This window comes from Aquiflexum gelatinilyticum (assembly GCF_024813435.1).
GTDB lineage: Bacteria > Bacteroidota > Bacteroidia > Cytophagales > Cyclobacteriaceae > Cognataquiflexum > Cognataquiflexum gelatinilyticum.
This window is the reverse complement of record NZ_JANAEZ010000001.1, coordinates 783150-807491: the sequence shown is the minus strand read 5'-3', so window position 1 is coordinate 807491 and position 24342 is coordinate 783150. Positions and strand designations below refer to the sequence as shown.

General features: G+C 40.9%; 23 protein-coding genes and 1 pseudogene. 12 read left to right on the top strand and 12 right to left on the bottom strand.

Going from position 1 to position 24342, the window contains the following annotated elements; translation table 11 throughout:
- The first annotated feature begins 132 nt into the window (after window positions 1-132).
- Window positions 133-1581 (top strand): PhoPQ-activated pathogenicity-related family protein, encoded by a 1449-nt coding sequence (locus NK987_RS03415; protein ID WP_259262709.1) that lies wholly within the window; start codon window positions 133-135, stop codon window positions 1579-1581.
- A 95-nt stretch (window positions 1582-1676) separates the two neighbouring features.
- Here NK987_RS03415 and NK987_RS03410 read toward each other — a convergent pair whose 3' ends face one another.
- Entirely contained in the window at window positions 1677-2525 is an 849-nt protein-coding gene (locus tag NK987_RS03410) for an OmpA/MotB family protein (RefSeq protein WP_258421781.1), read from the bottom strand.
- A gap of 126 nt (window positions 2526-2651) precedes the next feature.
- On the opposite strand from NK987_RS03410, the gene NK987_RS03405 reads away from it, so the two are divergent.
- The 3 genes and pseudogenes from NK987_RS03405 to NK987_RS21465 all read left to right on the top strand — a co-directional run.
- Window positions 2652-3779, top strand: a complete 1128-nt coding sequence (locus NK987_RS03405; RefSeq protein ID WP_259262708.1) for an aldose epimerase family protein — start codon at window positions 2652-2654, stop codon at window positions 3777-3779.
- Between the two features lie 39 nt (window positions 3780-3818).
- Window positions 3819-4109, top strand: a complete 291-nt coding sequence (locus tag NK987_RS03400; RefSeq protein ID WP_258421783.1) for a nucleotidyltransferase family protein — start codon at window positions 3819-3821, stop codon at window positions 4107-4109.
- Window positions 4110-4194: 85 nt separating this feature from the next.
- Window positions 4195-4446 (top strand): annotated as a pseudogene (locus NK987_RS21465) (HepT-like ribonuclease domain-containing protein); the annotation flags it as partial.
- A gap of 255 nt (window positions 4447-4701) precedes the next feature.
- On the opposite strand, the gene NK987_RS03395 reads toward NK987_RS21465, so the two are convergent.
- Genes NK987_RS03395 through NK987_RS03385 form a run of 3 tightly spaced genes read right to left on the bottom strand, consistent with a single transcriptional unit; the run spans window position 4702 to window position 7543 of the window.
- The gene (locus tag NK987_RS03395) at window positions 4702-6102 is read right to left on the bottom strand and encodes an NAD(P)(+) transhydrogenase (Re/Si-specific) subunit beta (RefSeq protein WP_259262707.1); all 1401 of its coding nucleotides are present in this window, start codon (window positions 6100-6102) and stop codon (window positions 4702-4704) included.
- Window positions 6099-6416 carry an NAD(P) transhydrogenase subunit alpha part 2 gene (locus NK987_RS03390; RefSeq protein WP_113924364.1) on the bottom strand — a complete coding sequence of 106 codons (318 nt, stop codon included), beginning with the start codon at window positions 6414-6416 and terminating at the stop codon, window positions 6099-6101. The genes NK987_RS03395 and NK987_RS03390 overlap by 4 nt, the downstream gene beginning before the upstream one ends.
- A gap of 2 nt (window positions 6417-6418) precedes the next feature.
- A complete protein-coding gene (locus NK987_RS03385) occupies window positions 6419-7543 on the bottom strand; it encodes a Re/Si-specific NAD(P)(+) transhydrogenase subunit alpha (protein WP_259262706.1) in 1125 nt (374 codons plus the stop codon).
- Between the two features lie 344 nt (window positions 7544-7887).
- On the opposite strand from NK987_RS03385, the gene NK987_RS03380 reads away from it, so the two are divergent.
- Entirely contained in the window at window positions 7888-8661 is a 774-nt protein-coding gene (locus NK987_RS03380; RefSeq protein WP_258421787.1) for a polysaccharide deacetylase family protein, read from the top strand.
- A gap of 11 nt (window positions 8662-8672) precedes the next feature.
- On the opposite strand, the gene NK987_RS03375 is transcribed toward NK987_RS03380, so the two are convergent.
- The 7 genes from NK987_RS03375 to NK987_RS03345 all read right to left on the bottom strand — a co-directional run bounded on the left by NK987_RS03375 (window position 8673) and on the right by NK987_RS03345 (window position 14768).
- Window positions 8673-9863, bottom strand: coding sequence for a hypothetical protein (locus tag NK987_RS03375; RefSeq protein WP_259262705.1), 1191 nt, complete (start codon window positions 9861-9863; stop codon window positions 8673-8675).
- 10 nt (window positions 9864-9873) lie between these two features.
- On the bottom strand, window positions 9874-10698 hold the full coding sequence (locus tag NK987_RS03370) for a type 1 glutamine amidotransferase (protein ID WP_259262704.1): 825 nt from the start codon (window positions 10696-10698) through the stop codon (window positions 9874-9876).
- A 95-nt stretch (window positions 10699-10793) separates the two neighbouring features.
- Complete coding sequence (locus NK987_RS03365; RefSeq protein WP_258421790.1) at window positions 10794-11903, bottom strand: carboxylate-amine ligase; 1110 nt, start codon at window positions 11901-11903, stop codon at window positions 10794-10796.
- A 3-nt stretch (window positions 11904-11906) separates the two neighbouring features.
- Complete coding sequence (locus NK987_RS03360) at window positions 11907-12863, bottom strand: ATP-grasp domain-containing protein (RefSeq protein ID WP_258421791.1); 957 nt, start codon at window positions 12861-12863, stop codon at window positions 11907-11909.
- A 17-nt stretch (window positions 12864-12880) separates the two neighbouring features.
- A complete protein-coding gene (locus NK987_RS03355; RefSeq protein ID WP_259262703.1) occupies window positions 12881-13594 on the bottom strand; it encodes an alpha/beta hydrolase-fold protein in 714 nt (237 codons plus the stop codon).
- Between the two features lie 158 nt (window positions 13595-13752).
- Window positions 13753-14247: a hypothetical protein gene (locus NK987_RS03350; protein ID WP_259262702.1), complete on the bottom strand. Its 495-nt coding sequence runs from the start codon at window positions 14245-14247 to the stop codon at window positions 13753-13755.
- The gene (locus NK987_RS03345) at window positions 14244-14768 is read right to left on the bottom strand and encodes a gamma carbonic anhydrase family protein (RefSeq protein WP_259262701.1); all 525 of its coding nucleotides are present in this window, start codon (window positions 14766-14768) and stop codon (window positions 14244-14246) included. The genes NK987_RS03350 and NK987_RS03345 overlap by 4 nt, the downstream gene beginning before the upstream one ends.
- Window positions 14769-14927: 159 nt before the next feature.
- On the opposite strand from NK987_RS03345, the gene NK987_RS03340 reads away from it, so the two are divergent.
- The 5 genes from NK987_RS03340 (at window position 14928) to NK987_RS03320 (ending at window position 18993) form a co-directional block, all read left to right on the top strand.
- On the top strand, window positions 14928-15647 hold the full coding sequence (locus NK987_RS03340; protein ID WP_259262700.1) for a YceI family protein: 720 nt from the start codon (window positions 14928-14930) through the stop codon (window positions 15645-15647).
- Window positions 15648-15726: 79 nt separating this feature from the next.
- Entirely contained in the window at window positions 15727-16977 is a 1251-nt protein-coding gene (locus NK987_RS03335; RefSeq protein ID WP_259262699.1) for an anthranilate synthase component I family protein, read from the top strand.
- Window positions 16978-16979: 2 nt separating this feature from the next.
- Window positions 16980-18062: a DNA polymerase IV gene (gene dinB / locus NK987_RS03330; protein WP_259262919.1), complete on the top strand. Its 1083-nt coding sequence runs from the start codon at window positions 16980-16982 to the stop codon at window positions 18060-18062.
- 211 nt (window positions 18063-18273) lie between these two features.
- Window positions 18274-18579 carry a type II toxin-antitoxin system HigB family toxin gene (locus tag NK987_RS03325; protein ID WP_259262698.1) on the top strand — a complete coding sequence of 102 codons (306 nt, stop codon included), beginning with the start codon at window positions 18274-18276 and terminating at the stop codon, window positions 18577-18579.
- A 24-nt stretch (window positions 18580-18603) separates the two neighbouring features.
- Window positions 18604-18993: a helix-turn-helix domain-containing protein gene (locus NK987_RS03320; RefSeq protein WP_259262697.1), complete on the top strand. Its 390-nt coding sequence runs from the start codon at window positions 18604-18606 to the stop codon at window positions 18991-18993.
- 92 nt (window positions 18994-19085) lie between these two features.
- Here NK987_RS03320 and NK987_RS03315 read toward each other — a convergent pair whose 3' ends face one another.
- Window positions 19086-19427 (bottom strand): antibiotic biosynthesis monooxygenase family protein, encoded by a 342-nt coding sequence (locus NK987_RS03315; protein WP_259262696.1) that lies wholly within the window; start codon window positions 19425-19427, stop codon window positions 19086-19088.
- A gap of 571 nt (window positions 19428-19998) precedes the next feature.
- Between NK987_RS03315 and NK987_RS03310 the strand changes: the two genes are divergently transcribed.
- Both NK987_RS03310 and NK987_RS03305 read left to right on the top strand, forming a co-directional pair.
- Window positions 19999-20694 (top strand): hypothetical protein, encoded by a 696-nt coding sequence (locus tag NK987_RS03310; RefSeq protein WP_259262695.1) that lies wholly within the window; start codon window positions 19999-20001, stop codon window positions 20692-20694.
- Window positions 20695-20825: 131 nt separating this feature from the next.
- Window positions 20826-24044 (top strand): S41 family peptidase, encoded by a 3219-nt coding sequence (locus NK987_RS03305; protein WP_259262694.1) that lies wholly within the window; start codon window positions 20826-20828, stop codon window positions 24042-24044.
- Window positions 24045-24342 lie beyond the last annotated feature (298 nt).

Here is a 24342-nt window from a genome sequence, read left to right as displayed (position 1 = left end):
TTATTTGAATTAACCCGCTGATTTTTGGCAATCTGATATTTTAATGAGATTTGATATTGAGACAAACGGCATAGTAGGGAGTAAATAAAATTTTGTTTATATTTTGGTTGTAACATCCAAACCCAAATACCCATGAACCAATATTTGTCGAAATTGATTTTTAAGGCTTTTGCCGTATCCTTGATTTTAGGGGCAGTCAGCAGCAGCTGTCAGACCAAGCAGGAGGAAGTGGTCGCTAATTCAGAAAAATCAGATACTGTTCTCCAAGATTATGTCCATGCACCCGATTCTGTTTTCCGCTACGAAATCATTCATACTGCCGAGGGAGAAGGGTATGATTACCATGTCATAAAGATGTTTTCCCAGCATTGGCTGACCAAAGACATTGTCGACGAAACAGAGTGGTGGCATTACGTATCAGTGGTGATTCCCAAAGATACACCGTTTGACACCGGAATGATGTATATCGGTGGGGGAAGCAAAAACTCCAAGATGCCTATTGAACCAAATGAGTTGATTTTGGCAGCGGCCATGCAAACTAATTCTATAGTAGCTCAGATCCACAATGTTCCTTTTCAGCCTTTGGTTTTTGCCAATGACACCTTTGGTGAAAGGTATGAAGATGCCATCATTGCCTATGGCTGGAGAAAATTTATGGAAGGTGGAGCAAAAGATGAGGACGCTTTTTGGCTGTCACGCCTGCCGATGACTAAAGCTGTTAAGTTGGCGATGGATGTCGTCACAGAAGTTTCTCAAATAGAGCACAACAAAAAGCTTGACAAATTTGTGGTGGCCGGCGCCTCTAAAAGAGGATGGACCACTTGGACCACAGCGGCAGTTGATGACAGGGTAGTGGCTATTGTACCGATAGTGATTGACCTGCTCAATGTCGTCCCGTCCTTTCAGCACCATTGGAGAAATTATGGAGAATGGTCTCCTGCGGTGGAAGATTATGTAAGAGAGGGAATCATGGAGTGGCAGGGCTCAGCAGAGTATGATCGACTTCTTGAAATCACAGAACCTTATTCCTATCGGGAGCGGTATGATATCCCAAAATTGATGATCAATGCAGCCGGGGATGAATTCTTTTTACCTGACAGCTGGAAGTTTTATTGGGATAGCCTGCCGGGAGAAAAGCATATCCAATATGTGCCCAACTTTGGGCATGACCTGAGTGAGTCAGATGCTTTGCCCAATATGATTTCTTTTTATGCATCGGTTTTGAATAAAACCACACGTCCAAAATATGAGTGGAAGATTGATGGAGAAAAAATACTGATTACCACAGACCCAAGCCAAAAACCTGTATCCATTAAACTTTGGTCTGCCCACAATGAAGAAGCCAGGGATTTTAGGATTTATGCCTTGGGACCAAAGTGGACCTCGACTGAAATATTGGTGAATGAAAGTGGTAGGTATGAAGTGGAAATCAAGGAACCTGAAAAGGGATTCAAAGGATATTTTGTGGAAATCACCTATCCGGGTGAGGCTCCGATCAAAGTTACAACAGGTGTGGAGGTTTTGCCAAGAAATTACCTGTATGAACCCTATGTGGCGAAAGAACCGAAAGGAACCATGTGAAGTCAAAACCAACAACATTTAAGCAAAAAAAGCCGGGGATGTCCCCGGCTTTTTTGATTTTAATTGTGGTAAATGGTTTAGTTTTATGTAGCGTCTCAATTCTCAATCATAGCAAAAAACTTGTCCATGTCCGGAATAAGGACGATTCTGGTTCTTCTGTTTTTTGCCATGTTTTCTTTGGAGTCATTTTCCACCAAAGGAATATAGCTTGCTCTTCCTGCTGCGATCAATTTTTCAGGAGCAACATTGTATTTGGTTTCAAGAATTCGGACAATAGAAGTTGCTCTTTTGACACTCAAATCCCAATTGTCCTGGAGTACGCCTGTCTGAATGGTTCTAGGGTCAGTATGCCCTTCAATCATTACTTCAAGTGAAGGTTCAGAATTGATGACTTCAGCCAATTTCTTGAGCAGACCATCTGCGTTTTTGGACACCTGATAGCTTCCAGTGTTAAACAATAGCCTGTCTGACACATTGATCATGACAACCGTTTTGTCTACTGTGATTTGAATGTCGTCATCCTGTTCGGATGTGCCATCAGAGATGGATTTTTTCAGGTTATGCGAAATCGCCACATTGATAGAATCTTCCAGGTTGTTTGCCCCCTGAAGTTCTTCTGCAGATACATTTGCCAAAGTCGCATTGAGCTTACTTTTAGTATTGGTAGACATTGGAGTTTTTCCGTCCAAAGTGAATTTGGAATCGCTTTCGTCCTTCAAAGAATTGATTCTGTTGTTGTATTCAGCCACTCGGGCTTCAATCCTTCCCATTTTGTCTTCCAAAACTTGCTTTTCAGCTTCCAAGGCTTCTTTTTGCAACTTTGTTTCTGCCAAAGCGGCTTCAGTTTGAAATTTGTCATTCTGAAGTTCTACATATTTCTTTTTAGAAACACATGAAACACTTAAAGTGGCTACAGCCAATGATAATAAGATGATTTTTTTCATAGTTGGAACAGTTTTTCTACCTTACTTCCAAAAATGAAGCCACTGAAAATGCCAATATTGATTTTCACTAAAAATAGGGCTCATTTTCTGGTATTTAGTTTTATATTACTTAATAAACCCCTAAAAATGAAAAACCTAACCTATTTCCTAACACTCACCTTGTTCTTTTGCATGGCTTCCTGCCAAGCGCCCAAGGAACAAAAGACAGAAGAACAAATCAAATTTGAAGTCATGGTAAAAAATATCAAAATGGACGGCAAAGATGCCAAGGTTTTTAACCTGAAAAACGGTAATGGTATGGAAGTGGAATTGACCAATTATGGTGCAACAATTTCAAGGATTCTCGTGCCTGACCGGGATGGCAATTCAGGAAACATTATGCTTACCTATAATAATGTAGAGGACTTCCTCACTGACAGTTACTTTTTTGGAGCCACTGCAGGAAGATATGCCAATAGAATCGCAAAAGGTAAATTTGAATTGGATGGGCAGGCCTATTCATTGGCCACCAATAATGGCGAAAACCACCTGCATGGAGGAGAAGTCGGTTTCAATCAAAGAATCTGGGATGCAGAAATGATGGAATTGGAAAATGCCGTAGGAGTCAAAATGACCTATGTCAGTCCCGACGGGGAGGAAGGTTATCCCGGTACATTGACGACCACGATGACTTTTGTCCTTGCAAAAGACAATAAGCTAACTATTGATATTGAAGCAACTACAGACAAGCCCACCATTGTAAACATCACGCAGCATGGATATTTTAACCTGAGTGATATGAAGGAAGATATCTTAGGTCATGAAATGACGATTTTTGCGGACTACTATACACCTGTGGATGCCGGTCTGATACCGACGGGAGAGATTGCACCTGTTGCGGGAACGCCATTTGATTTTACTACTTCTCACAAAATCGGAGAAAGAATTGCAGACACAGGAAGCGGCTATGACCATAACTTTGTGGTGAAAAAAGAACATGATGGTCAGTTGGCAAAAATGGCTGAGGCTTATCATGCGGGCACAGGAAGGGTATTTACCATGTATTCCAATATGCCAGGAGTACAGTTTTATACAGGTAATTTTCTTGATGGCAAGCAGACTACCAACGGGGTGACTTATGTAAAAAATTACGGATTCTGTGTTGAGCCTCAATTTTTTCCCGATTCTCCAAACCGACCTGATTTTCCATCAGCAAGGTTGAATCCGGGAGAAACTTACAGCCATAAGATTGAGTATGTTTTTGGGGTAAGGTAGATTTGTGAAATCGGAAAAAATAATATCTAATTATAGTTTATGAAAACCTTCAAAGAAATCATGGATGCTTTACAAGGCAAAAAAAAGAGTTTGTTTGAAAGGTATCCAATTGAATCACTTGCTGTTTTTGGATCTTTTTCCAGAGAGGAGCAAACGGAATTAAGTGACATTGATCTTTTGGTGGAATTTAATAGTAAAATTGGTAGTCAGTTTATCGATTTGGCTGATGAATTAGAGTCTTTCCTGGGAGTAAAAGTAGACCTTGTTTCGAGGAAAGGAATAAAGGATAAGTATTTCAATATCATTAAAAATGAATTGAAATATGTCTAAAAGAGATTCAATATTGCTGCTTCAGGATATGATTGATTCGGCTTTAAAAATCAAAAGATATACCCATTGATACAAGTTCGAGGATTTTGTAGAAGATGACAAAACGGTAGATGCAGTAACTAGGAATTTTGAAATAATTGGAGAAGCTGCAAATAAGTTGGAACCGGATTTCAAAAATTTGCATCCTGAAATAGAATGGGAAAAACTAAGGGGATTTAGAAACAGAATTGTGCATGAATATTTCGGTATTGATTATGAAATAGTTTGGACAATTATCGAAGAGGAAATAGATAAATTGATTTATAAATTAGAATCGATAGAAGACTTGAAAAATTAATCTGTTTTTCAATTTGTTTAGTATTCCTGAACGTTTCTTCCTCTTTTGAATCCTTATTAAAACTGCTTTTTCTTCGTTGATGTATCTTCGGGGAGAAAGCAGTTTTATTTTTTGGAGTATTGTGCAATCAATAGCCCATCAGGAGTATCATTTGAAATTCCAACCACTATTGATGCTATTGTCTGATTATTCGAAAAGCAAAAAGCCCAAGCTTGAAAGCATGGGCTTTTTTTCTAATCAAATTGGATAAGTTTTCTAAACTTCTTTAACCTCAGCAGTCAATTTCTGAAGTGTAGCTTTAGCATCACCAAAAAGCATTCTGGTTTTAGGATAGAAGAAGAGTTCATTTTCTATACCGGCATAACCTGCCGCCATCCCTCTTTTGAGGATGATGACGTTTTTTGCCTGATCGACTTCGAGAATCGGCATGCCATAAATAGGAGAGGAAGGGTCATTTTTCGCAGCAGGATTGACCACGTCATTGGCCCCAATAACTACTACTACATCGGTATTGGCAAACTTAGAATTGATCTCTTCCATTTCCTGCATCCTTTCATAAGGCACATCAGCTTCTGCCAAGAGCACGTTCATATGTCCCGGCATACGTCCTGCCACAGGATGGATGGCATAATTGACTTCCACACCTTTTTCCTCTAATAGTTTTTCAAGCTCATGGCAGATATGTTGCGCCTGCGCCACCGCCAAGCCATAGCCAGGGACGATTACCACACTTTGGGAATAAGAAAGCAATACAGCAGTATCTGAAATATTGATTTCCCTTACTGTCTGGTCTCCACTTGCAGATTTTGCTCCACCGGCTGTTGCTCCTCCAAATGCCCCAAGCAACACATTGGTCAGTGACCTGTTCATTGCTTTACACATGAGAATGGTTAAGATTGTGCCTGCTGAACCTACCAAAATACCTCCTGTCAACATGGCTTTGTTTCCATAAAGAAAACCTCCAAAAGCCGCTGCCATACCAGTAAAGGAGTTGAGCAAGGAGATGACCACAGGCATGTCAGCACCACCGATCGGCATTACAAACAATATCCCATATACCAAAGCAATTGCTAAAAGGGCATAAAATAAGAGGGGATCTGACCCGCTGACCATCTGGTAAACAATCAGAACCACGATGGCTCCCAAAATGACCATATTGATCACTTGGTTCATGGGCAAAACTTTGTCCTGGATTTTTCCTTCCAATTTGCCATAGGCAATGATAGAACCTGAGAAAGAGACAGAACCGATCAGCAAGCCCAAAAGCATCACCAACAATTCACCATCAAAACCAGTCACAGTACTGTGTTGGTGATGTTGGAATTCTATGATGGCTATCAATGCCGCACAGGCACCACCCATTCCATTGAAGAAAGATACCATCTGAGGCATAGAAGTCATCTGAACCCTTTTGGCCATAATGGTACCGATAACAGTACCGATGATCAATCCCAAAAAGATCAAACCATAATTGACCAGCTTTTCCGAATCAAAATCCTGATACAAAGTGATAGTAGCAATGATGGCGATCAACATGCCTGCTGCTGCTATCAGGTTTCCCTTTCTTGCAGAATCAGGATTGCTGAGCATTTTCAATCCCAGAATAAAAGTCAGGGATGCAATGAGATAACTGATTTCCAATATGTTGAGGCTCATGATTTCTTAGGTTTTTTCTTAAACATCTCCAACATTCTGTCGGTCACTACAAATCCGCCGATGACATTCAATGTCCCCACCAAAACGGCAAGAAAGCCTACTGACAAAGCAAGGTAATTGTCAGGGGAAGCTTGTAGCATCACGATGATCGCGCCAACTACCACCACGCCGTGGATCGCGTTGGCTCCGGACATGAGCGGGGTATGTAGGATGGCGGGTACATTGGAAATCACTTCCACTCCCAAAAGGATGGCTAATAACAGAAAATATACCATTTCCATGTTTTCACCTATATAACTTAACACTTGTTCCATGGTCAGTTGCTTTGCATTTGAATAATTCTTGGACTTATCGGATTACCGGCATGACACACGCATGTTCCGGTGACAATGTCATCCTCAAAGTTAAGGTGGAGATTTCCGTCTTTGATGATCAGTTTGAGGAAGTTGAGGTAGTTTTTGCCATACATTTTACTCGCATCCTGAGGCATGCTTGCAGCTAGGTTACCTACCCCGACGATACGAACACCGTTGACCTCTACAGTTTGTTCTGGTTGGGAGAGAGCACAGTTGCCTCCTGAAGAGGCAGCAAGGTCGATGATGACCGAACCGGGTTTCATGGCCCTTACCGTCCTTTCTTCTACCAATTGAGGCGCTTTTCGTCCCGGGATCTGGGCTGTAGTGATGATGATATCTGCCTTTAAAGCATGTTCATGAATGGTGTCTTTTTGTTTTTGAAGGTATTCCGCAGATTGTTCTACAGCATATCCTCCTGCACCTTTATCTTCTTTGGCACCTTCCACATCTACAAACTTTGCTCCTAATGAAAGCACTTCCTCTTTGGCAGCCTGCCGGACATCGAATGCAAACACCGAAGCTCCCAATCTTCTTGAAGTGGCGATCGCTTGCAATCCCGCCACCCCTGCTCCGAGGATCAATACCCTTGCAGGGGTGATGCTTCCCGCAGCAGTCATAAACATCGGGAAAAATCTCGGCAAGAGATTGGCCGCCATCAGGACTGCCTTGTAACCGGTAACAGTGGCCATGGAGGAAAGCACGTCCATGGATTGCGCCCTTGTTGTTCTAGGTACCAATTCCATACTGAATGCAGTCTTTTTCTCCTTGATTAGATATCCTGTGAGTTCAGGGTTGAATAAGGCACCCATTTGCCCCATCAGGACAGCCCCTGATTTCAATCCACTGATTTCCGATTGGGAAATCGGCTGGATTCCGATCACCAAATCTGATTGCATTAAGAGTTCTTGTCTGCTGTGGATTTCTGCCCCGGCCTCTTTGTAGAGTTCATCCGATGCATAGGCTCTTGCGCCTGCATTTGTTTCTACCCAAACCGAGACTTTCCAGCTAAGGAGTGTTTTTACCGCTTCCGGCAAAAGTGCTACCCTTGACTCGTCTTGGGGTTCTTTTAAAATCCCTATTATCATTGTATGGAAATGTGATGGCGATAAATATATGCTCAAAAGATTTGAAGACCTGAAACTATCAAAAAGATTGTAAAAATAAAGTGATTTTGATCAGGCGGTGGTTGTTTATTTTGATTTAACCGAATTTATTGGAATATTGTACGAAATCTCGCAAGTAAATTAAAATCACCCCAAACAATTCATTTAGCAATGACTGGTTTTTAGTTCCGACTGTATGACTTCTATGGAAGATACGGTTATTTCACATCAATTTAAACCACAATTAAATTCCTGTTCAATGCCAATTGGACAGGGTATGGCTTTTGGAATAATCCCAAATAGCACCACACCAAGCCCTAGCAATCATGAGCACAAAGTCAGTCATCTCAGGCCTTTTCATGGCAATCATTCTTTTTTTCTTTCAGAAATCCTTTGGTCAAAACCAATATATACACGATGGTATCGTCCGGGGCGACCAATCCAAAAAACAGATTTCCTTAGTCTTTACCGGCCATGAATATGCAGAGGGAGGATGGTATATCCTTAAAACTTTGGAGAAAAATAAAATAAAGGCCTCATTTTTTTTCACAGGGGATTTTTACAGGAACCATGATTTTGAAAGCCTGATCAAGTCACTCAAAACCCAAGGTCATTATTTAGGAGCCCATTCTGACAAGCACCTTCTTTACTGTCCATGGGATGACAGGTCCCAGCCATTGATTGACAGGTATACATTTTCAAAAGACCTGTTAGATAATTATTCTGAAATGAAGCGATTCGGGATCGAACAGGAAGATGCCCAGTATTTTTTACCTCCTTATGAATGGTATAATGAAAATATCAGCGAATGGGCCGGAAAACTTGGCTTTGACCTGATCAGTTTTACGCCGGGGCCAAGGACAAATGCCGATTACACAGATCCGGAGATGGAAAATTACATCGGCTCGGAAGAAATTTTGCAGACTATCTGGCAATGCGAATACAAAAATCCAAATGGATTGAATGGTTTTATTATCTTAATTCACATTGGGGTGGGGGAAAAGCGCACAGATAAATTCTACGAACTCCTTCCCGATTTGATCAAAGGCCTGCAAAAGTCAGGATACGAAATCGTGGATTTGGATCAATTGCTGAAATAAGATCAACGCAATTATTTCTCAAACAAGCCAATTGTACCGCCTACCCAATCTTTGTCCTTGTTGAATTTGACACCGATCATTTCTCCTCGGCTTAGCCTTACCAAGTTACCGATGAGGGTTGGGTTTTCATCCTTTTCAGGCCAAACAGCCAACATCCTCACTTCAGCTTTCACTTTTCCTTCAATAGCTTGAAGCACAGGGACATATTTGGCTTTTTTCTGAAGTATATAAAGGTCTTTGTCCACCACTTCCTCAATGTCTGATTTTTTTACATTAAAAATCACCCCGCTTCCCGAAAAGGAGAACAAAGGTTTCAAAACATAATTTTCCAAATCTTCAGGAATTTCCTTCAGGTCGCTCAGTAAAGTAGTCTCTATAAAATAAGGTCCTTTGAGGTAAGGAAGGATAAATTTACTGATTCGGTAAAACCAATTTGGATGGCCTGCCCATTCTACATCCAATTCCTCCAAAAATGAAAATTCCATCTTAAGGTCTTTTCTTGCCTCAAGTTCATCAAAAATTACCCGATTATAAATTCTTTTGATGCGGATTTCACGGCCTTCTTTGTTGGTGTAAAAAAGCTGTTTTCCTTTTTTGGTCACTTCCGTTACACAGACAAAAGGCACCCCAAGATCTCTTTGGCAGTAATAGAAGTCAATTTTTGTATTTTGTTTTTCGGGTTCAATCTCTAAAAGGATGACCTCTTCAGGAAGGTGGCCTTTCAGGACTGTTTCCTTGAATATAGACAGATAACTATCAGGATTCAGGCTGTTGAAATATGGGGTAAAATTACTGAGATAAGGATAGGCCTTTTTTAATTTTTCAAAGAGATTGTATTGGAAATTAAATACAGATGGAAAACCCTGTACTTCGATCAGTTTTGGAATAATTTTCCCCTCCTCTTCGCAGATTCCAAAGTCGATGGCGAGAAATTGGGTATGGTGATCCTGATTGGGGACATTGAAATTGACACTCAGTGATTTTTCAGTCAGGGAATTGAAATCCTCCCTTTTTATAAAATCAATTACATGCTGACACCCTTCCAAAAGCTGTTGACTGAGTTCCTTTGGAATGAAAAAAGGGGATTCAGCCACTCTGAATGTCGGTAAATAGTCAAAATCTGAGGCAAGGTCTTTTAAAAAAGCCTGGTATTTTTCCACATTGAAGTTTTGGTTAAAAAACTCCCGGTGCTTATGAATCATAAGTTAGAGATTAATGTAATATGGCTTGTTGTTCCTTTATGAAGCCAATAGATTGGCTTAGAAAATTCGGGATCAGGGTTTCATTGGTCTTGTAGATGGTATGTTCCTCTACAATATGTTCCAACATGGCGAGATATCTGGCTTTTCCCCTCAAGTCAATGATTTCATCCCGTACCTCATGTTTTTTGAGGTGGCTTAAAAAACCGACAGGATCGGCTTCTGGATGAAACTGCGTTCCCACCATTTCAGGTGAAAATCTAATTGCCATGATGGCCCTTTCGTATTCTACATGGTTTCGGATTTTTTCCAGAGCGATGATTTCAGCGCCCAATTCTTTGAATCTTTTTTGATGGGGTTGGACAACCTGATAATCCCTGGAATCTATTGCCCAAAATGGATTGTCCAAACTCTCAAAGAGTGGATCGGTGAAACCTGAATCGGTTTTGTGTATCGTCATCACCCCAAAGGAAGTGGATTTCCTTCGAGTCACGTTTGCCAAGCCAAAATGCTGTACCGCCATCTGATAAGAATGACAAATGAAAAGGACATACTTTTTCCTTTCATTGGTTTGGTTCCAAACCCAAATATCATCAATCAGTTGGTAATATTTAGTATCCCAAATCCCATCACCCTCCAAAGGATTTCCTGGTCCACCAGAAGAAATGTAGACGTTGAAGTCTTCAATATTGGGAACCTCGGCGTTTTGCCTTACATCAAAAACCTCAAGGCTGAGTTCGTCTGCAAATCTTCCTACAATATCATGGATACATCTCATGCCCTGATTGGCTTTTCCATTGTACATATCCAATACGGCAACTTTGATTTTTTCTTGCATGGTGATTGTTGGATTTTTTGGGCTGAAAGTTAAGGATTATTGAATGCAGACAGGAGAAATATTTTTCCTGACTTACATTCAATATTCCTCTTGCATCAGATTCCCTTGGTGAATTCTCCCACGATGAAGTCCACTACTTTGGACAAGTCATGGTCATTTTCTTCATATACAGCCAATTGTTTGTCTGCTCCGGTTCCGTTTTTGAGGATCTCGTAGACATAATTGATTTCCTGCCTGCTGCCAAGTTCATCGACTACATCGTCGATGAATTCGAGGAGCTCTATCATGAGTTCCTTGTAAGCGACTTCTTTTTTCTGACCAAAATCAATCATCAGACCGTCGGTACCGTACCTTGCCGCCCTGAATTTGTTTTCACGGATCAAGGCAATTCTGTAGATATTGAAGCTCGTGTTCATCATACTCATTTTGTAGAGTTTGGCGACTACAGCTTGGATCAATGCCGTGATACAGATCGTTTCATCCACAGTGAGACACATATCACAAATCCTGAATTCAATGGTACTGAAGAAGGGGTGCATCCTCAGGTCCCACCATATTTTTTTTGGATTGTCGATACAGTTTGTCTTGACCAAAGTCTCCAGGAAATTATCATAAGACTGTACCGAATCAAAATACTCAGGCAAGCCGGTTCTTGGGAATTTGGCAAAAACGTGCGCTCTAAAGGCCTTGAAACCTGTATTTCGACCTTCCCAAAAAGGAGAGTTGGTCGAAAGTGCGTAAATATGCGGAAGAAAATAGCAGGCTTGATTCATGATTTGAAGGGCCAACTCTCTGTTTTCGATCCCCACATGTACATGCAATCCGAAAATCAGGTTAGACCTTGCGGTATCCTGAAGTTCTTTGACAATCATATGGTAGCGCGGATCGTCAGTAATGGGCTGTTCCTGCCATTTTGAAAAAGGATGGGTTCCTGATGCCCCGACAATCAGGTTTTGTTCGGAGGCAAGGTCTACGATTTTCTTTCTCAAATAAGAAACTTCATTTCGTGCATCTGCGATGTTTTGACAGATATTTGTTCCTACTTCGACTACAGACTGGTGCATTTCTGCTTTGACCTGTTCTTTCAGTATGATTTTGGCGCCATCTACAATTTTTGACATATGGGACCTCAGGTCCCTTGTGTTGGGGTCAATGATTTGGTATTCCTCCTCTACGCCCAATGTAAAAACAGGTAGTTTTCTCATAGATCAGAATCTTTTTGCCGAACTCACTGCATCTTTCATAAAAGTCCCCCAGGTAAGGTTGATCTTTCCGGGTTTATGGGATTTGGCATAGGAGATCGCCATTTTGGCTGCTTCTTCTACTACCCAATCAAAGTTGGCCTGACCTACTGAGTTGATATCGGCGTCCGGTGCAGGGTTTCCAAAATCAATTGCATAAGGAACACCGTCTTTGACGGCAAATTCTACGGTATTGAAATCATACCCAAGACCATGACAAAGTTTGAGGGTATAATCCTTTACTGTTGCCAATAGCTTTTTGGAAGCGGGAGGCCCATCTATCACATAGCGGAGATGGTGGGGATTGCGGGGTTCATATTGCATGATCCTCACTGCTTTTCCACCAAGGCAGTACACCCTAAAATATTCCTGAAATACGATTTCTTCTTGGAGCAGCATGACCAATTGGCCTGTTTCCCTATGTTTTTGAAAAAATTCCTCTTTATTTTCCAAGCGGTAGACATTTTTCCAGCCACCTCCTGCATAGGGTTTCATGTAAGCCGGAAATCCGACATAATCAAAAATCCCCTGCCAGTCCAAAGGCATTTTTAAATTTCTAAAAGACTTAGCCGTTGTGTCGGTGGGGTGTTCCGCGGAGGGCAAAATCACTGTGTTGGGAAGAGGGACTCCCAATTGGTCCGCGAGGGCATTGTTGAAAAACTTGTCATCTGCACTCCACCAAAAGGGATTGTTGATGACTGCCGTGCCTGTCAGGGCGGCATTTTTGAGATAAGCCCTGTAAAAAGGTACATCCTGAGAAATTCTGTCAATGATGACAGCATACTCAGAAAGCTGGTTTTGGATTACCTTATCGATCAAAACAGGTTCTGCAACAATTCCTTTTTCATTTTTTTCATTGACTCTTTCTACAAATGCATGGGGAAAAGTGTCTTCCATGCCAAACAGAATTCCTATCTTTTTCATATATGGTTGGTATTTGGTTAATTAAATTTGATTCTTGATAAATAATGGGGGAACATTTCTTTCCAGATCGGCCAATCATGGTGCTTGTCTTTGCGGACGTCAAGCCAGTGGCGTATTCCCTTTCCTTCTAAAGAATCGCTCAGCTTCACATTGGCATCATAGCAAATATCCCAATTGGAAGTACCCAGGACTATGTCCATTTTCCACAGATCCCCATCATGGTTTCCGGGTAAAAATTCAAGTGGAGAATTATAAAAGATATCTTCGTGGTTATAACCATTCATGAAATTTCTGATTTCAAAAGCCCCGGACATCGAAAACATGTGGCTGACATAACCTGGATAACGGAAGCCGAAATTAGCAGCATGGTAACCTCCAAAACTGCATCCTGCCATCACCACTTTTCCTACTGAAGTATTAAATCTGATTTTTTCTACGATTTCATGACGGATCATGTGGTCATAGGCAATGTGATTTTGAATTCGCTGATGGGGGTGGATTTGCTTATTATAAAAGCTGTCCCTGTCATTACTTTCCGGACAGAATATCTGAACCAAGCCTTGTTCTATAAACCAACTCGCAGCACCTATCAATCCCATGTCTCTGTTTTCGTGAAATGATCCCATGGAAGTTGGGTACAAAACAACAGGATATCCCGCATGACCAAAAGCAAGCATTTGCACATCTCTGTGCAGATGTGGGGAGTACCACTTAAAATATTCCTCTTTCATATACAAAATTTTCTTATCTGAATAAAAATAGTCCGCTTTTGGTGAATCACAAAAAAATATGGTCAAAGTTTTCTGACAGCAACCAAATAAATAATCAATCGGGAAATTTTAAATCTTATGCTTCCACTGAACTGATTTTGAAATGAAGGGATTTACTTTCAGGATTTTTTTTCCAAAGTCTTTTTTCCAAATCCAATTACAACAAAAATCAAAGTAATGGCCGTAAAGAACCATTTTAAACTTGTAGAGATACCTGCCAATGTTCCCCAAAAAATGGATTTTTCGGGAAACAAACCCAGCATGGTGATGATGGAAAAATTTTCGATAAAATCGAATACAAGAATCGTAAAAGGCAAAAGTGCAATCATTTCATTTTGCCAAAGTTTAAAAATGATAAAGGAGAAAAGTAAACTGTAAACTATCGGATATATCATGTCCGAAACCATCAGACCCATCCTGTAGCTTTCGCGGATTTCTTCCGAGAACCGACTCAGTCGTGAATAAGCTTCTTCTGCAGTATAATTAATCTCCAGGTCAAGGGGTTTTTCTCCCGTCATCATGCCGGGCAAGATCCAAAGATTAAATCCCAAGAACAGTACAAAAAGAAAAAAGATGTTTTTGTAGCTGCCGAATCGGACCAAGAACTTCCTCATTTTGTATCGCTTTCTTGAAACCATGTAGCATACATGGGGTAATTTCGCGCTGTTCTTTCAATAATTTCGAGCATTTCGGGACCGGTATCCTTTACTTTTTTGGCTGGCATGCCTGCATAGATGGAATTAGGCTCCACTATTGTTCCCGCCAAAACCACCGCTCCTGCAGCGATAACTGCACCGGAATGTACCACGGCATTGTCCATAATGATTGCACCCATACCGATCAGCACATTGTCGTGTATGGTACAGCCATGTACCACTGCATTATGGGCGATCGAAACTCTGTTTCCTATAACTGTCCCGGATTTTTGGTAGGTACAGTGGATTACCGCGCCATCCTGGATATTGGTGTCATCCCCGATCCTGATGTGATGTACATCACCCCGGACCACGGCATTGAACCAAACGGTGCAATTTTTACCCATGATCACATCTCCTACGACAGTGGCATTTTCTGCCAGCCAGCATTTGTCCCCAAAACTTGGGCTAAATCCCCTTACACTTTTAATCAATGCCATTTTTTTTTGTTTTTAAATCTGATGGTGTACAAATACCTGAAGATCAAATTTATTTTTTTTTGGATTATCTGAACTTTTTTATCTGAAAATAGTTTTACGTGTATATACATCAATGTGTATACATATAATCTATTTAAAAAATCAAACCATTCCCACAGTATGAAATTATTACAACAAACAGGTTTAATTATTGCGCTTGCACTGATTGTCGTGTCTTGCGGCAAACCAAGTGACACAGTTGATGCTACTGAAGCTGCTGAAGTAGCTGAGGCAACAGGCAAAACACTCGCTATTGACCCTTCTACCAGCACAATCAACTGGAGAGGTTATAAGCCGACAGGTCAGCATTATGGAGTCATCCCTGTTACTACAGGTGAAGTGACTGTTCAAGGCGAAGAACTTACCGGTGCCAAATTTGTATTTGACATCACAGGATTGAAAATCCAGGATATGGAAGAATCGAATGAATTTTATGGAAAACTTTGGGGTCACCTTCAGTCTCCTGACTTCTTTGATGCGGCTAACCACCCACAGGCTACTTTTGAATTGACTTCTGTAGAGCCTTATGCTGCAGGTGCCATTGCTGACAAAGAAGAATTCGCTTCTGAAAATACACCAAAGAAAGATTCTGAAGTAGCTCCTTCCAATCCCACCCACTTGATTTCTGGAAACCTGACGATCAGAGGTACTACCAAAAACATCAAATTTCCAGCTTCTGTGTCTATTGTAGACGGTGCAGTGAATGCAACTGCAGGTTTCAATATCGACAGAACGGCTTGGGGATTGTCTTATGGTGATGAAGCCACTGCAGTGGACAAAGCCAAAGATCAGTTTATCTACAATACAGTTTCTGTAGGTTTTGATATCAAAGCAAACTAATCCAACTCAGTATATATATCCTGAAGAGGAAGCCGAAAGGTTTCCTCTTTTTTTTGTGCCAATGCGTTACTTTTGTTGCATGTCAGAAAAATTTGAATTCCCAATTCCTGATTACCCTGATTGGAAAAACCATTTGCTCAGGTGGTTTGACTTGAATTATAGCTACTTTTCTTTTTTTCAAAACAATCAAATATCCTATCCCTACGGTGGTTTTTCAAATGAGATTTTGGGAGGACAGCAGACGATGACTTTGGAAGAAGCAGACCAATATTACGGCAAAAAAGAGCTGGTGGGTATCATCAGCTATGATTTCAAAAACAATGTTGAAAAGCTATTCAGCAACAATCCCGTTCCGGTTGATTGTCCCGAATCACTGTTTTTTATTCCTGAAATCAGCATAAAATTTGATGAGCTTCACTTCACGGTATTTCATCCTGAAGGCAAAAGAATAGGGGAAGAAATCATCAAATCCTTCTATCCTGATTCCTCCAACCCAAAAGTCAAATTCAGCCCCTCGACCGATCAGGAAGCCTATTTTTCTGCAATCCATGCTATTCAAAACCATATCGAAGAAGGAGATATGTATGAGTTGAATTATTGTATGGCATTTACATTTGAAGACAAAAAGTGGGATCCGATTATCGGTTTTAGTGATTTGATGAAAAAATCCCCGATGCCTTTTTCCTCCTTATTCAAAGCAAAAGAGAAATACCTTATCGGAGCCTCTCCTGAGAGATTTCTCAAAAAAGCAGGAAATCAAATTATCGCCCAACCCATCAAAGGAACCATAAGAAGGGGGAAAGATGCTGAAGAAGATCTTTCTTTGAAAAACCAACTTCTCAACTCTGAAAAGGAGCGGGCGGAAAACCTCATGATCGTGGACCTCATGCGTAATGACCTCTCCAAAATCTCTGAAACAGGATCAGTGGAGGTGGAGGAGCTTTTTGGCGTGTATCCTTTTGCCAAGGTCCATCAGATGATCTCTACTGTGACTTCTACCATCAAGAATGATGTTGGACTGAAAGAAATTTTCCATGCCACATTTCCAATGGGAAGCATGACAGGCGCACCAAAAATCAAGTGCATGGAGTTGATTGAGAAATATGAGAATTTCAGGCGTGGATGGTTTTCAGGGACTTTGGGTCATATTCAGGTCAATGGCGATTTTGATTTCAATGTGATCATTAGGAGTATTGTTTTTGATAAAAATTTCGGAAAGGGATACTTTGCGGTAGGTTCGGCGATCACCTATGATGCCGATCCAGCCTATGAATATGGAGAGTGCCTGCTCAAAGCCTCAGCCATCATGGAAGTATTGGAAGGGAAATGACGATGGAAAACGTCAGGAAAATCATACATGTCGACATGGACGCATTCTATGCATCCGTGGAGCAGATGGACAATCCTGACCTCAGGGGAAAGCCCCTTGCAGTTGGCGGCAACAGTGAAAGGGGAGTGGTGGCTGCAGCCTCTTACGAAGCAAGGAAATTTGGTGTCCGATCGGCTATGTCTGGCAAAATGGCTGCACTGAAATGTCCACACCTTATATTCGTTCCTCCCAGATTTGATCGATATAAAGAGATTTCCAATCAGATCAGAGAGATTTTTTATGCTTATACAGATCTGGTGGAGCCCCTTTCTTTGGATGAGGCTTTTTTGGATGTGACCGAAAACAAAGTGAACAACCCATCTGCAACAAGAATTGCCCTTGAAATCCGAAAACGCATCAAAGAAGAAGTTGGATTGAATGCCTCGGCGGGAATTTCTTACAACAAGTTTTTGGCAAAAACAGCTTCTGACATCAACAAACCCAATGGTCAGGCCGTTATCTTGCCCAAGGATGCAGAAACATTTTTGGAGAAGTTGCCGATAGAACGGTTTTTTGGAATTGGGAAAGTGACTGCCGATAAAATGAAAGCATTGGGCATCCACAATGGGTTTGATTTGAAACAATTTTCCCTGCAATACCTAACCAAAAGGTTTGGTAAATCAGGACTCCATTTCTATAATATCGTCCGTGGCATTCACCTGAGCGAGGTCCAACCCAACCGAATCCGGAAATCCCTGAGTGCAGAAAATACTTTTGAAACTGATCTGGCAAAAATGGAAGAATGGCTTACTGAACTTGAAGAGATTTTCGAAGAACTCAAGCGACGCATCAGCCGAAGTGGGATCAAAGGAAGAACGGTCACCCTCAAGATCAAATACCACGATTTCACGGTTCAGACCCGGAGCAAGACCTTTGAGCAGTTTACCGAACCTGAAAAAATCTGGGAAACCACCTTGGAACTCCTCAATCAAGAAGAACTCAAATCCCCAGTCCGCCTCTTCGGCATCGGCATCTCCAACCTCAATGTCGAAGAAGAAAGTCTCTATGAAGGCAAGCAGTTGTGGATTGAATTTGGGGAGGTTTGAGTAGACAGTTTTCAGTCGCAGTTGGCAGTGAACCAGTAGTTTGTCCTAAGTCTCAGGTGGCCGTGAAAAGAGTTATGGGTTCTCTCAAAACTGAAAAATATAAGACTGCAGTATTTACCAGTTTCAATTTTAACAAATGATTATCAAAATTCTTTTTTTGTTTTCATTTTGAAAACTTTATGTTATATTTAAATGTTAAAAATATAAGCCTTTGAAAAACATTATCGCTTTAAGGAATCTGGTCAGCTTTTACAATAGGCATCCTGATGCAAAAGCAGGTATTGAAACTTGGCTTGCAATCACGAAAAGTTCTGTTTGGCAGAAGTCTTCAGATGTTGTCAGAGATTTTCCTGATGCTGATCCTGTAAAAAATAACAGAGTGGTATTCAACATTGCAGGAAACAAGTACAGGTTGATTGTTCAGATCAGTTATGTTAGGCAATGGGTCTTTATAAAATTTATTGGAACACATGCCGAATACAATAAGGTTGACGCGAACACCATAGATCAGTTTTAAACCTTTAAACAATATTTTAAAAAAATGAAATGGGATAAAATAATTACCACCGAACAAGAATATGAAGCTGCCTTGAATAGGTTGGCCAAGGTTTTTGAAGCTCATCAAGATAGCCCTGAGGGAATGGAAGCGGAATTGTTGGTTACACTGATTGAAAAGTTTGAAAAAGAACACTACCCAATCAATTTACCAGACCCAATTATAGCAATCAGAGAAGCTATTGAAATGAAGGGTTTAAAAGAAAAAGACCTAATTCCTGCAATAGGCAGTAAAACTACTGTTAGTCTTGTACTCAATCGCAAGAGGGCAATGACTGTAGATATGATCAGAAATCTCAAAGAATTACTCGGACTGCCTTTGGAAGTCCTCATCCAACCCTATGAACTGAATGGTGAGCGGGAATTGGTGAAATGAGGATAAGAAAACTTGATTTATTTTGAAATCAGAATTGTGTCCTTAAATCCTTAAATCCTTAAATCCTTCCAATCTTCGAATCTTCCAATTTTTCAATTTTCCAATTCAAACCCATAATCCCTTTCGACCAAACAAATCCTTGTTTTGTAGGAGGAATACCATTTTTCCCTACCCATTCGCTGTGCAAAGAGGTGTTCACTGACCATTTTCCAGTTGCGGATGGCATCGAGGCTTTCCCAATAGCTGACCGTGATGCCAAGTCCATCTCTCGCGGATTCGTGCCCGAGATAGCCTGATTGCTTTTTTGCAAGTTCGACCATTTGATCCGCCATTTCACCATAACCATCATCCACCTCTGTACGGAGGCTGGTGAAAATAACTGCATAGTAAGGCGGGGAAGGTGTATAGGCAATAGCGTTTACTTCTTTATTCATTTCAGAATCTGGGATGTTTTTTCCCAAATTTGGATATTTAATCATGAAATTTAATCTCTTAATCGCTTTGTTTTTTTCATTAGGCTTTTATTTCAAAGCCCAAAATGTCCATTCGATGTGAATGGAAGTAAGTTATGGGTTTATCATCCCTCATTCCCCGGAACTCAGTCAAATTTCCCAATCCAAGTCTTTTGGATTCCCGGTTCATTACTAAAATCTGAATTAAAAGGAATTGAATTTATTCTAGTTTAGTTAATATTTATCACCTTAAAAGTAAGTCTTTTCTGGTATGATTAGATTTGAATTTTTTTCTAACAAAACCGAGTATTACAATGGTCTTTACAAAAAAAATCATTTCGTCTATTAGATTAATGAAAATAACTAATTGTTGGGTTATTCAATTTTCATGGTAGTATAAATATCACATACCTGATACCATGAAATTCATTTCACATTCAGAATGCTGTAAGATTATTTTACTTTGGCACATAGTTTTCATATATTTAAAGAAATCGATTTATCTTTTTGATTATAAAAATTTTTATTGGAGTAAACTAAAGCCTTTACAGATATGAGACTATCCCTCACTTTATTCTTTACTTTCCTATATTTCTTTGCCAATGGGCAGGAAATTAAAGGAAATATCGCAAATCATGAAAAATCCGAAATGGATATGGTTTTGATGCTTTTTGGGATGGATTATCCGATTTCAATAGGGTCTGTTGATAAAAAAGGTCAGTTTACAGCAAATCTTGAAAATATCAGCTTGGATCAAATTCCTGAAGAAAACAGGTCAATGTCAATAGGGCCTCTCTATTTTAATTTTCATTTTAATTGTAATAGTCCTGAGGATTTTGGTGGAAATGCTGAAAAACTGGCAGCAAGACAGGATTATGTCAGGTTGACAGAAAAGGGAGATTGGTCAGGTACAGTTTTTTTAGTTTCTGATGAAGGGATTAAATCCTGGCTTGAAGACCCCGGATATATTAATGCTGTTAAAGGGTCTTTTTATGAAGTGATGTATGTAGATGAGGATATAAGTTTAAATGTAACTTGTAAAAGCAGTGTTTATGCTGCCGATGATGAGGAAGTTGAAACTGAATACAGTTTTGATATCGAATTGAAAAAGGGCTTTAATTGGGTTGAATATACCATTCTTGAAGTGCATGAAACCGACCCTAACATCAGGGCTTCATTTCCTTCCAAAGTAACTATCACCAACATGAGAGATCCTTCCAAGATGATGTGGATAGGCAAGTATTACTGAGATCCAACCCAATTATTTTTAAATTACCTGGAATGGTCTTTAATCAAATAATCTGCATTCAAAGTAATTTTTGCTTTTAGGTAGTAGCCTTTTTTCTATTTTTAGCGCTAGTTTAATAATTTGTCCAAATCATGCAAGGAAAATTCACTTGGATGAGCATTTTCTTGCTCTCCCTTTCATTTCAAATAATAGCTCAAGAATCTCCAAAATGGCTGCGTTATCCTTCCATTTCTCCGGACGGTTCACAGATTGTTTTTACTTACAAAGGCGACTTATACAGCATTCCTTCCTCGGGAGGTAAAGCAATCCAGTTGACTTTCCATGAAGCGCATGATTTTATGCCTGTTTGGAGCAAAGACGGCAGCAAGATCGCTTTTGCGTCGGATCGGTATGGTAATTTTGATGTCTATGTTATGAGTTCTACAGGAGGAGATGCGAAGCGTCTGACCTACCATTCCAATGATGAGATGCCCTATACTTTTTCCGCTGATGACAAGAATGTAATCTTTGGAGGTTTGCGTCAGGACCTTGCTGAACACAGACAATATCCTACAGGTTCGCAGGCAGAACTCTATCAGGTAGCTGTCGGAGGCGGAAGGGTGGATCAGGTGTGGACCATTCCTTCAGAATATGTGCAGGTCAGCGCCGATGGCAGCAAGATGATCTACCATGACAAAAAAGGAGGTGAAAACGAATGGCGCAAAAGACACCAATCAGCCATCACCAGAGATATTTGGATGTATGACGCTGCAAGCAATACCCACAAAATGATTACTGATTTTGGAGGAGAGGACAGAAATCCTGTTTTCGCTCCGGGAGAAAAAGCAGTCTATTACCTCACAGAAGAGAAGGGAAGCTTCAATGTCCAAAAAATGAGTTTGGACAATCCCACCCAAAAAACTGTTTTGACCAGCCTAAAGGATTTTCCTGTCAGGTTCCTGAGTATTTCCAAAACTGGTCTGATGAGTTTTTCTTATGACGGAGAACTCTACACTTTGAAAGAAGGAGAGCAACCTAAAATAGTGGCTGTTTCCATTACCACCCAACGTATTTCGAATGCTGACAGCTACATCAGTATCAATGGCGGCGTAAGGGAAATGTCTATTTCACCTGACGGAAAAGAAATCGCCTTTATCTCTCGAGGAGAGGTTTTTGTGACTTCTGTAGATGGTTCTCTGACCAAAAGAATTACTAATACACCGCAACAGGAGCGTTTTGTACAGTTTGCACCGGATGGCAAATCAATCCTCTATGCAAGTGAAAGGGATGGAAGATGGCAGATTTTCCAAACCAAAAAGATAAGAGAGAAGGAGGAGATGTTCTTTTTCGCAAGTACCTTATTGAAAGAGGAAGTTTTAGTGAGTTCAGAAGTTGACAATTACCAGCCTGTCCTTTCACCTGACGGCAAAAAATTGGCTTTTGTAGAAGGAAGAAGAACGTTGAAAGTCATGGACATGGCTACGAAAACCTCTGTGACCTTGATGACTCCGGAGCAGCTTTACCATATGGGAGACGGTGACCAATATTTTACCTGGAGTCCTGACAACAAGTGGCTTTTAGCAGAATTCAATCCCACCATGGCCAATGGTGAAGTGGTGCTTTTGGATGCCTCAGGCAAAAAAGCCATGGAAAACCTGACCCAAAGCGGTTATGGTGACAGCAGACCCAAGTGGGTCAATGGCGGAAAGCAGTTGATCTGGTTCAGTAACAGGGACGGTTTGAAGAGCTTTTCAACGAGTGGTGCTGCTCAAAACGACGTCTATACCCTTTTCCTGACTAAGGAAGCTTACGACAGATTCCGTTTGAACAAAGAAGAATTTGACCTGTTAAAAGAAATTGAGAAAGCTGGGAAAGAGGAAAAGAAGGACGAGAAAAAGGAAACTCCCAAAGTGGAAGACATCAAAATTGATTGGGAAGATCTGAGGGAAAGGAAAGCCAAATTGACAATCCATTCGTCTTCTTTGGGTGATGCGGTCATTGATAAAGAGGGTGAGAAACTATTTTATCTAGCCCGTTTTGAAAAAGGGATGAACCTTTGGAGTACCGATCTGCGCACAAGAGATACCAAGATGGAATTGAAACTTGATGCGGGATTTGGCAGGTTGGAATGGGACAAAGACATGAAAAACCTGTACCTCCTTGCGGATGGTAGCATCTCCAAAATTACCGACAAAGGCACCAAAAGAGAGCAGATCAAAATCGCCGGGGAAATGACCTTGGATACCGATGCGGAGCGTGCAGAGATGTTTGAGCATATCAAAATTCGCACAAAAGGAGCTTTCTACACCCCGGATTTCCATGGGGTGGATTGGGATGCCTTGACTGCCCAATATGAAAAATACCTTCCTTATATCGGAAACAGCTATGAGTTTGCCGAGATGGTTTCAGAGTTGATCGGCGAACTGAATGTCTCGCATGCCGGAGCGCGGTATAGCCGAAGCATACCTCAGGCTGATGCGACGGCATCTTTGGGGATTTTTATGGACTATTCTTTCAAAAATCCCGGAATCAAAATCGTTGAAGTGCTCAAGGGCGGACCTTTGGACAAATCCGGCATGAACATCCAAAGCGGCATGGTCATCGAGAAAATTGATGGTGAGACCATTGCCTTGGACAAGGACATTGCCCAATACCTCAACAGAAAATCCGGCAAATTCACTTTGATCGAAGTATTGGACCCAAAGACAAATACCCGTCGACAGGTCACTGTGAAGCCGATCAGTTTGGGTGAGGAGAACCAATTGCTATACAAGCGATGGGTAAAGAAAAACCAGGAAGAAGTGGACAGGTTGAGCAACGGGACTTTGGGCTATGTCCATATTCCCGGAATGTCAGATGGGCCATACAGAACCACCTACGAAGAAATGATGGGCAAATACCATGACCGAAAAGGAGTCATCGTGGATACAAGATTCAATGGTGGGGGAGATTTGGTGGCGGATTTGGCCATGTTCTTTACCGGAGAAAAATTCATCACCTATGCCACTGAAAACAGGGAAGTAGGTTATGAACCAACATTCCGTTGGACCAAACCCACCTTGGCGATGTTCAATGAAAGCAATTATTCCGATGGACATTGCTTTGCCTGTGGTTATACCGATTTGAAAATCGGCAAAACCGTCGGAATGCCTACTCCGGGAACCTGTTCTTTTGCAGGTTGGGAAATGTTGCCGGATGGCGGCAGATGGGGAATGGTTCCGATTTCTGCCAAAGACAAATCAGGCAATTGGATGGAAAACAACGAAACCAAGCCGCAGTTCCAAGTCAAAAACATGCCGGGACAAATCGACAAAGGCAAAGACCAACAGTTGGAAAAAGCCGTGGAGGAATTGATGAAGGATGTGAAGTAAACTTTGAGAAGCGAGATGTAAGAAGCGCGACGTACCCGTCATTCTGAGGGAGGAACGACCGAAGAATCTCTGACTAAAACCGAGTGGAAAGACATGAAAAATTAAGTAAACAAACATTATCTATCAATTCCTCTTTTAGGGTTTTAGAGCCCTTCCTAACCATTCGTGCTTACATAGATCCCCTTTCAAAACCTTGGTTAAACAGTGGTTTTGGAAGGGTTTTTTATCAAAAAATAAAGAAGCACCATCAATACCTGAGTATTAAGTATACCTGATTAGAATTGTTTTTTTGGTGAAA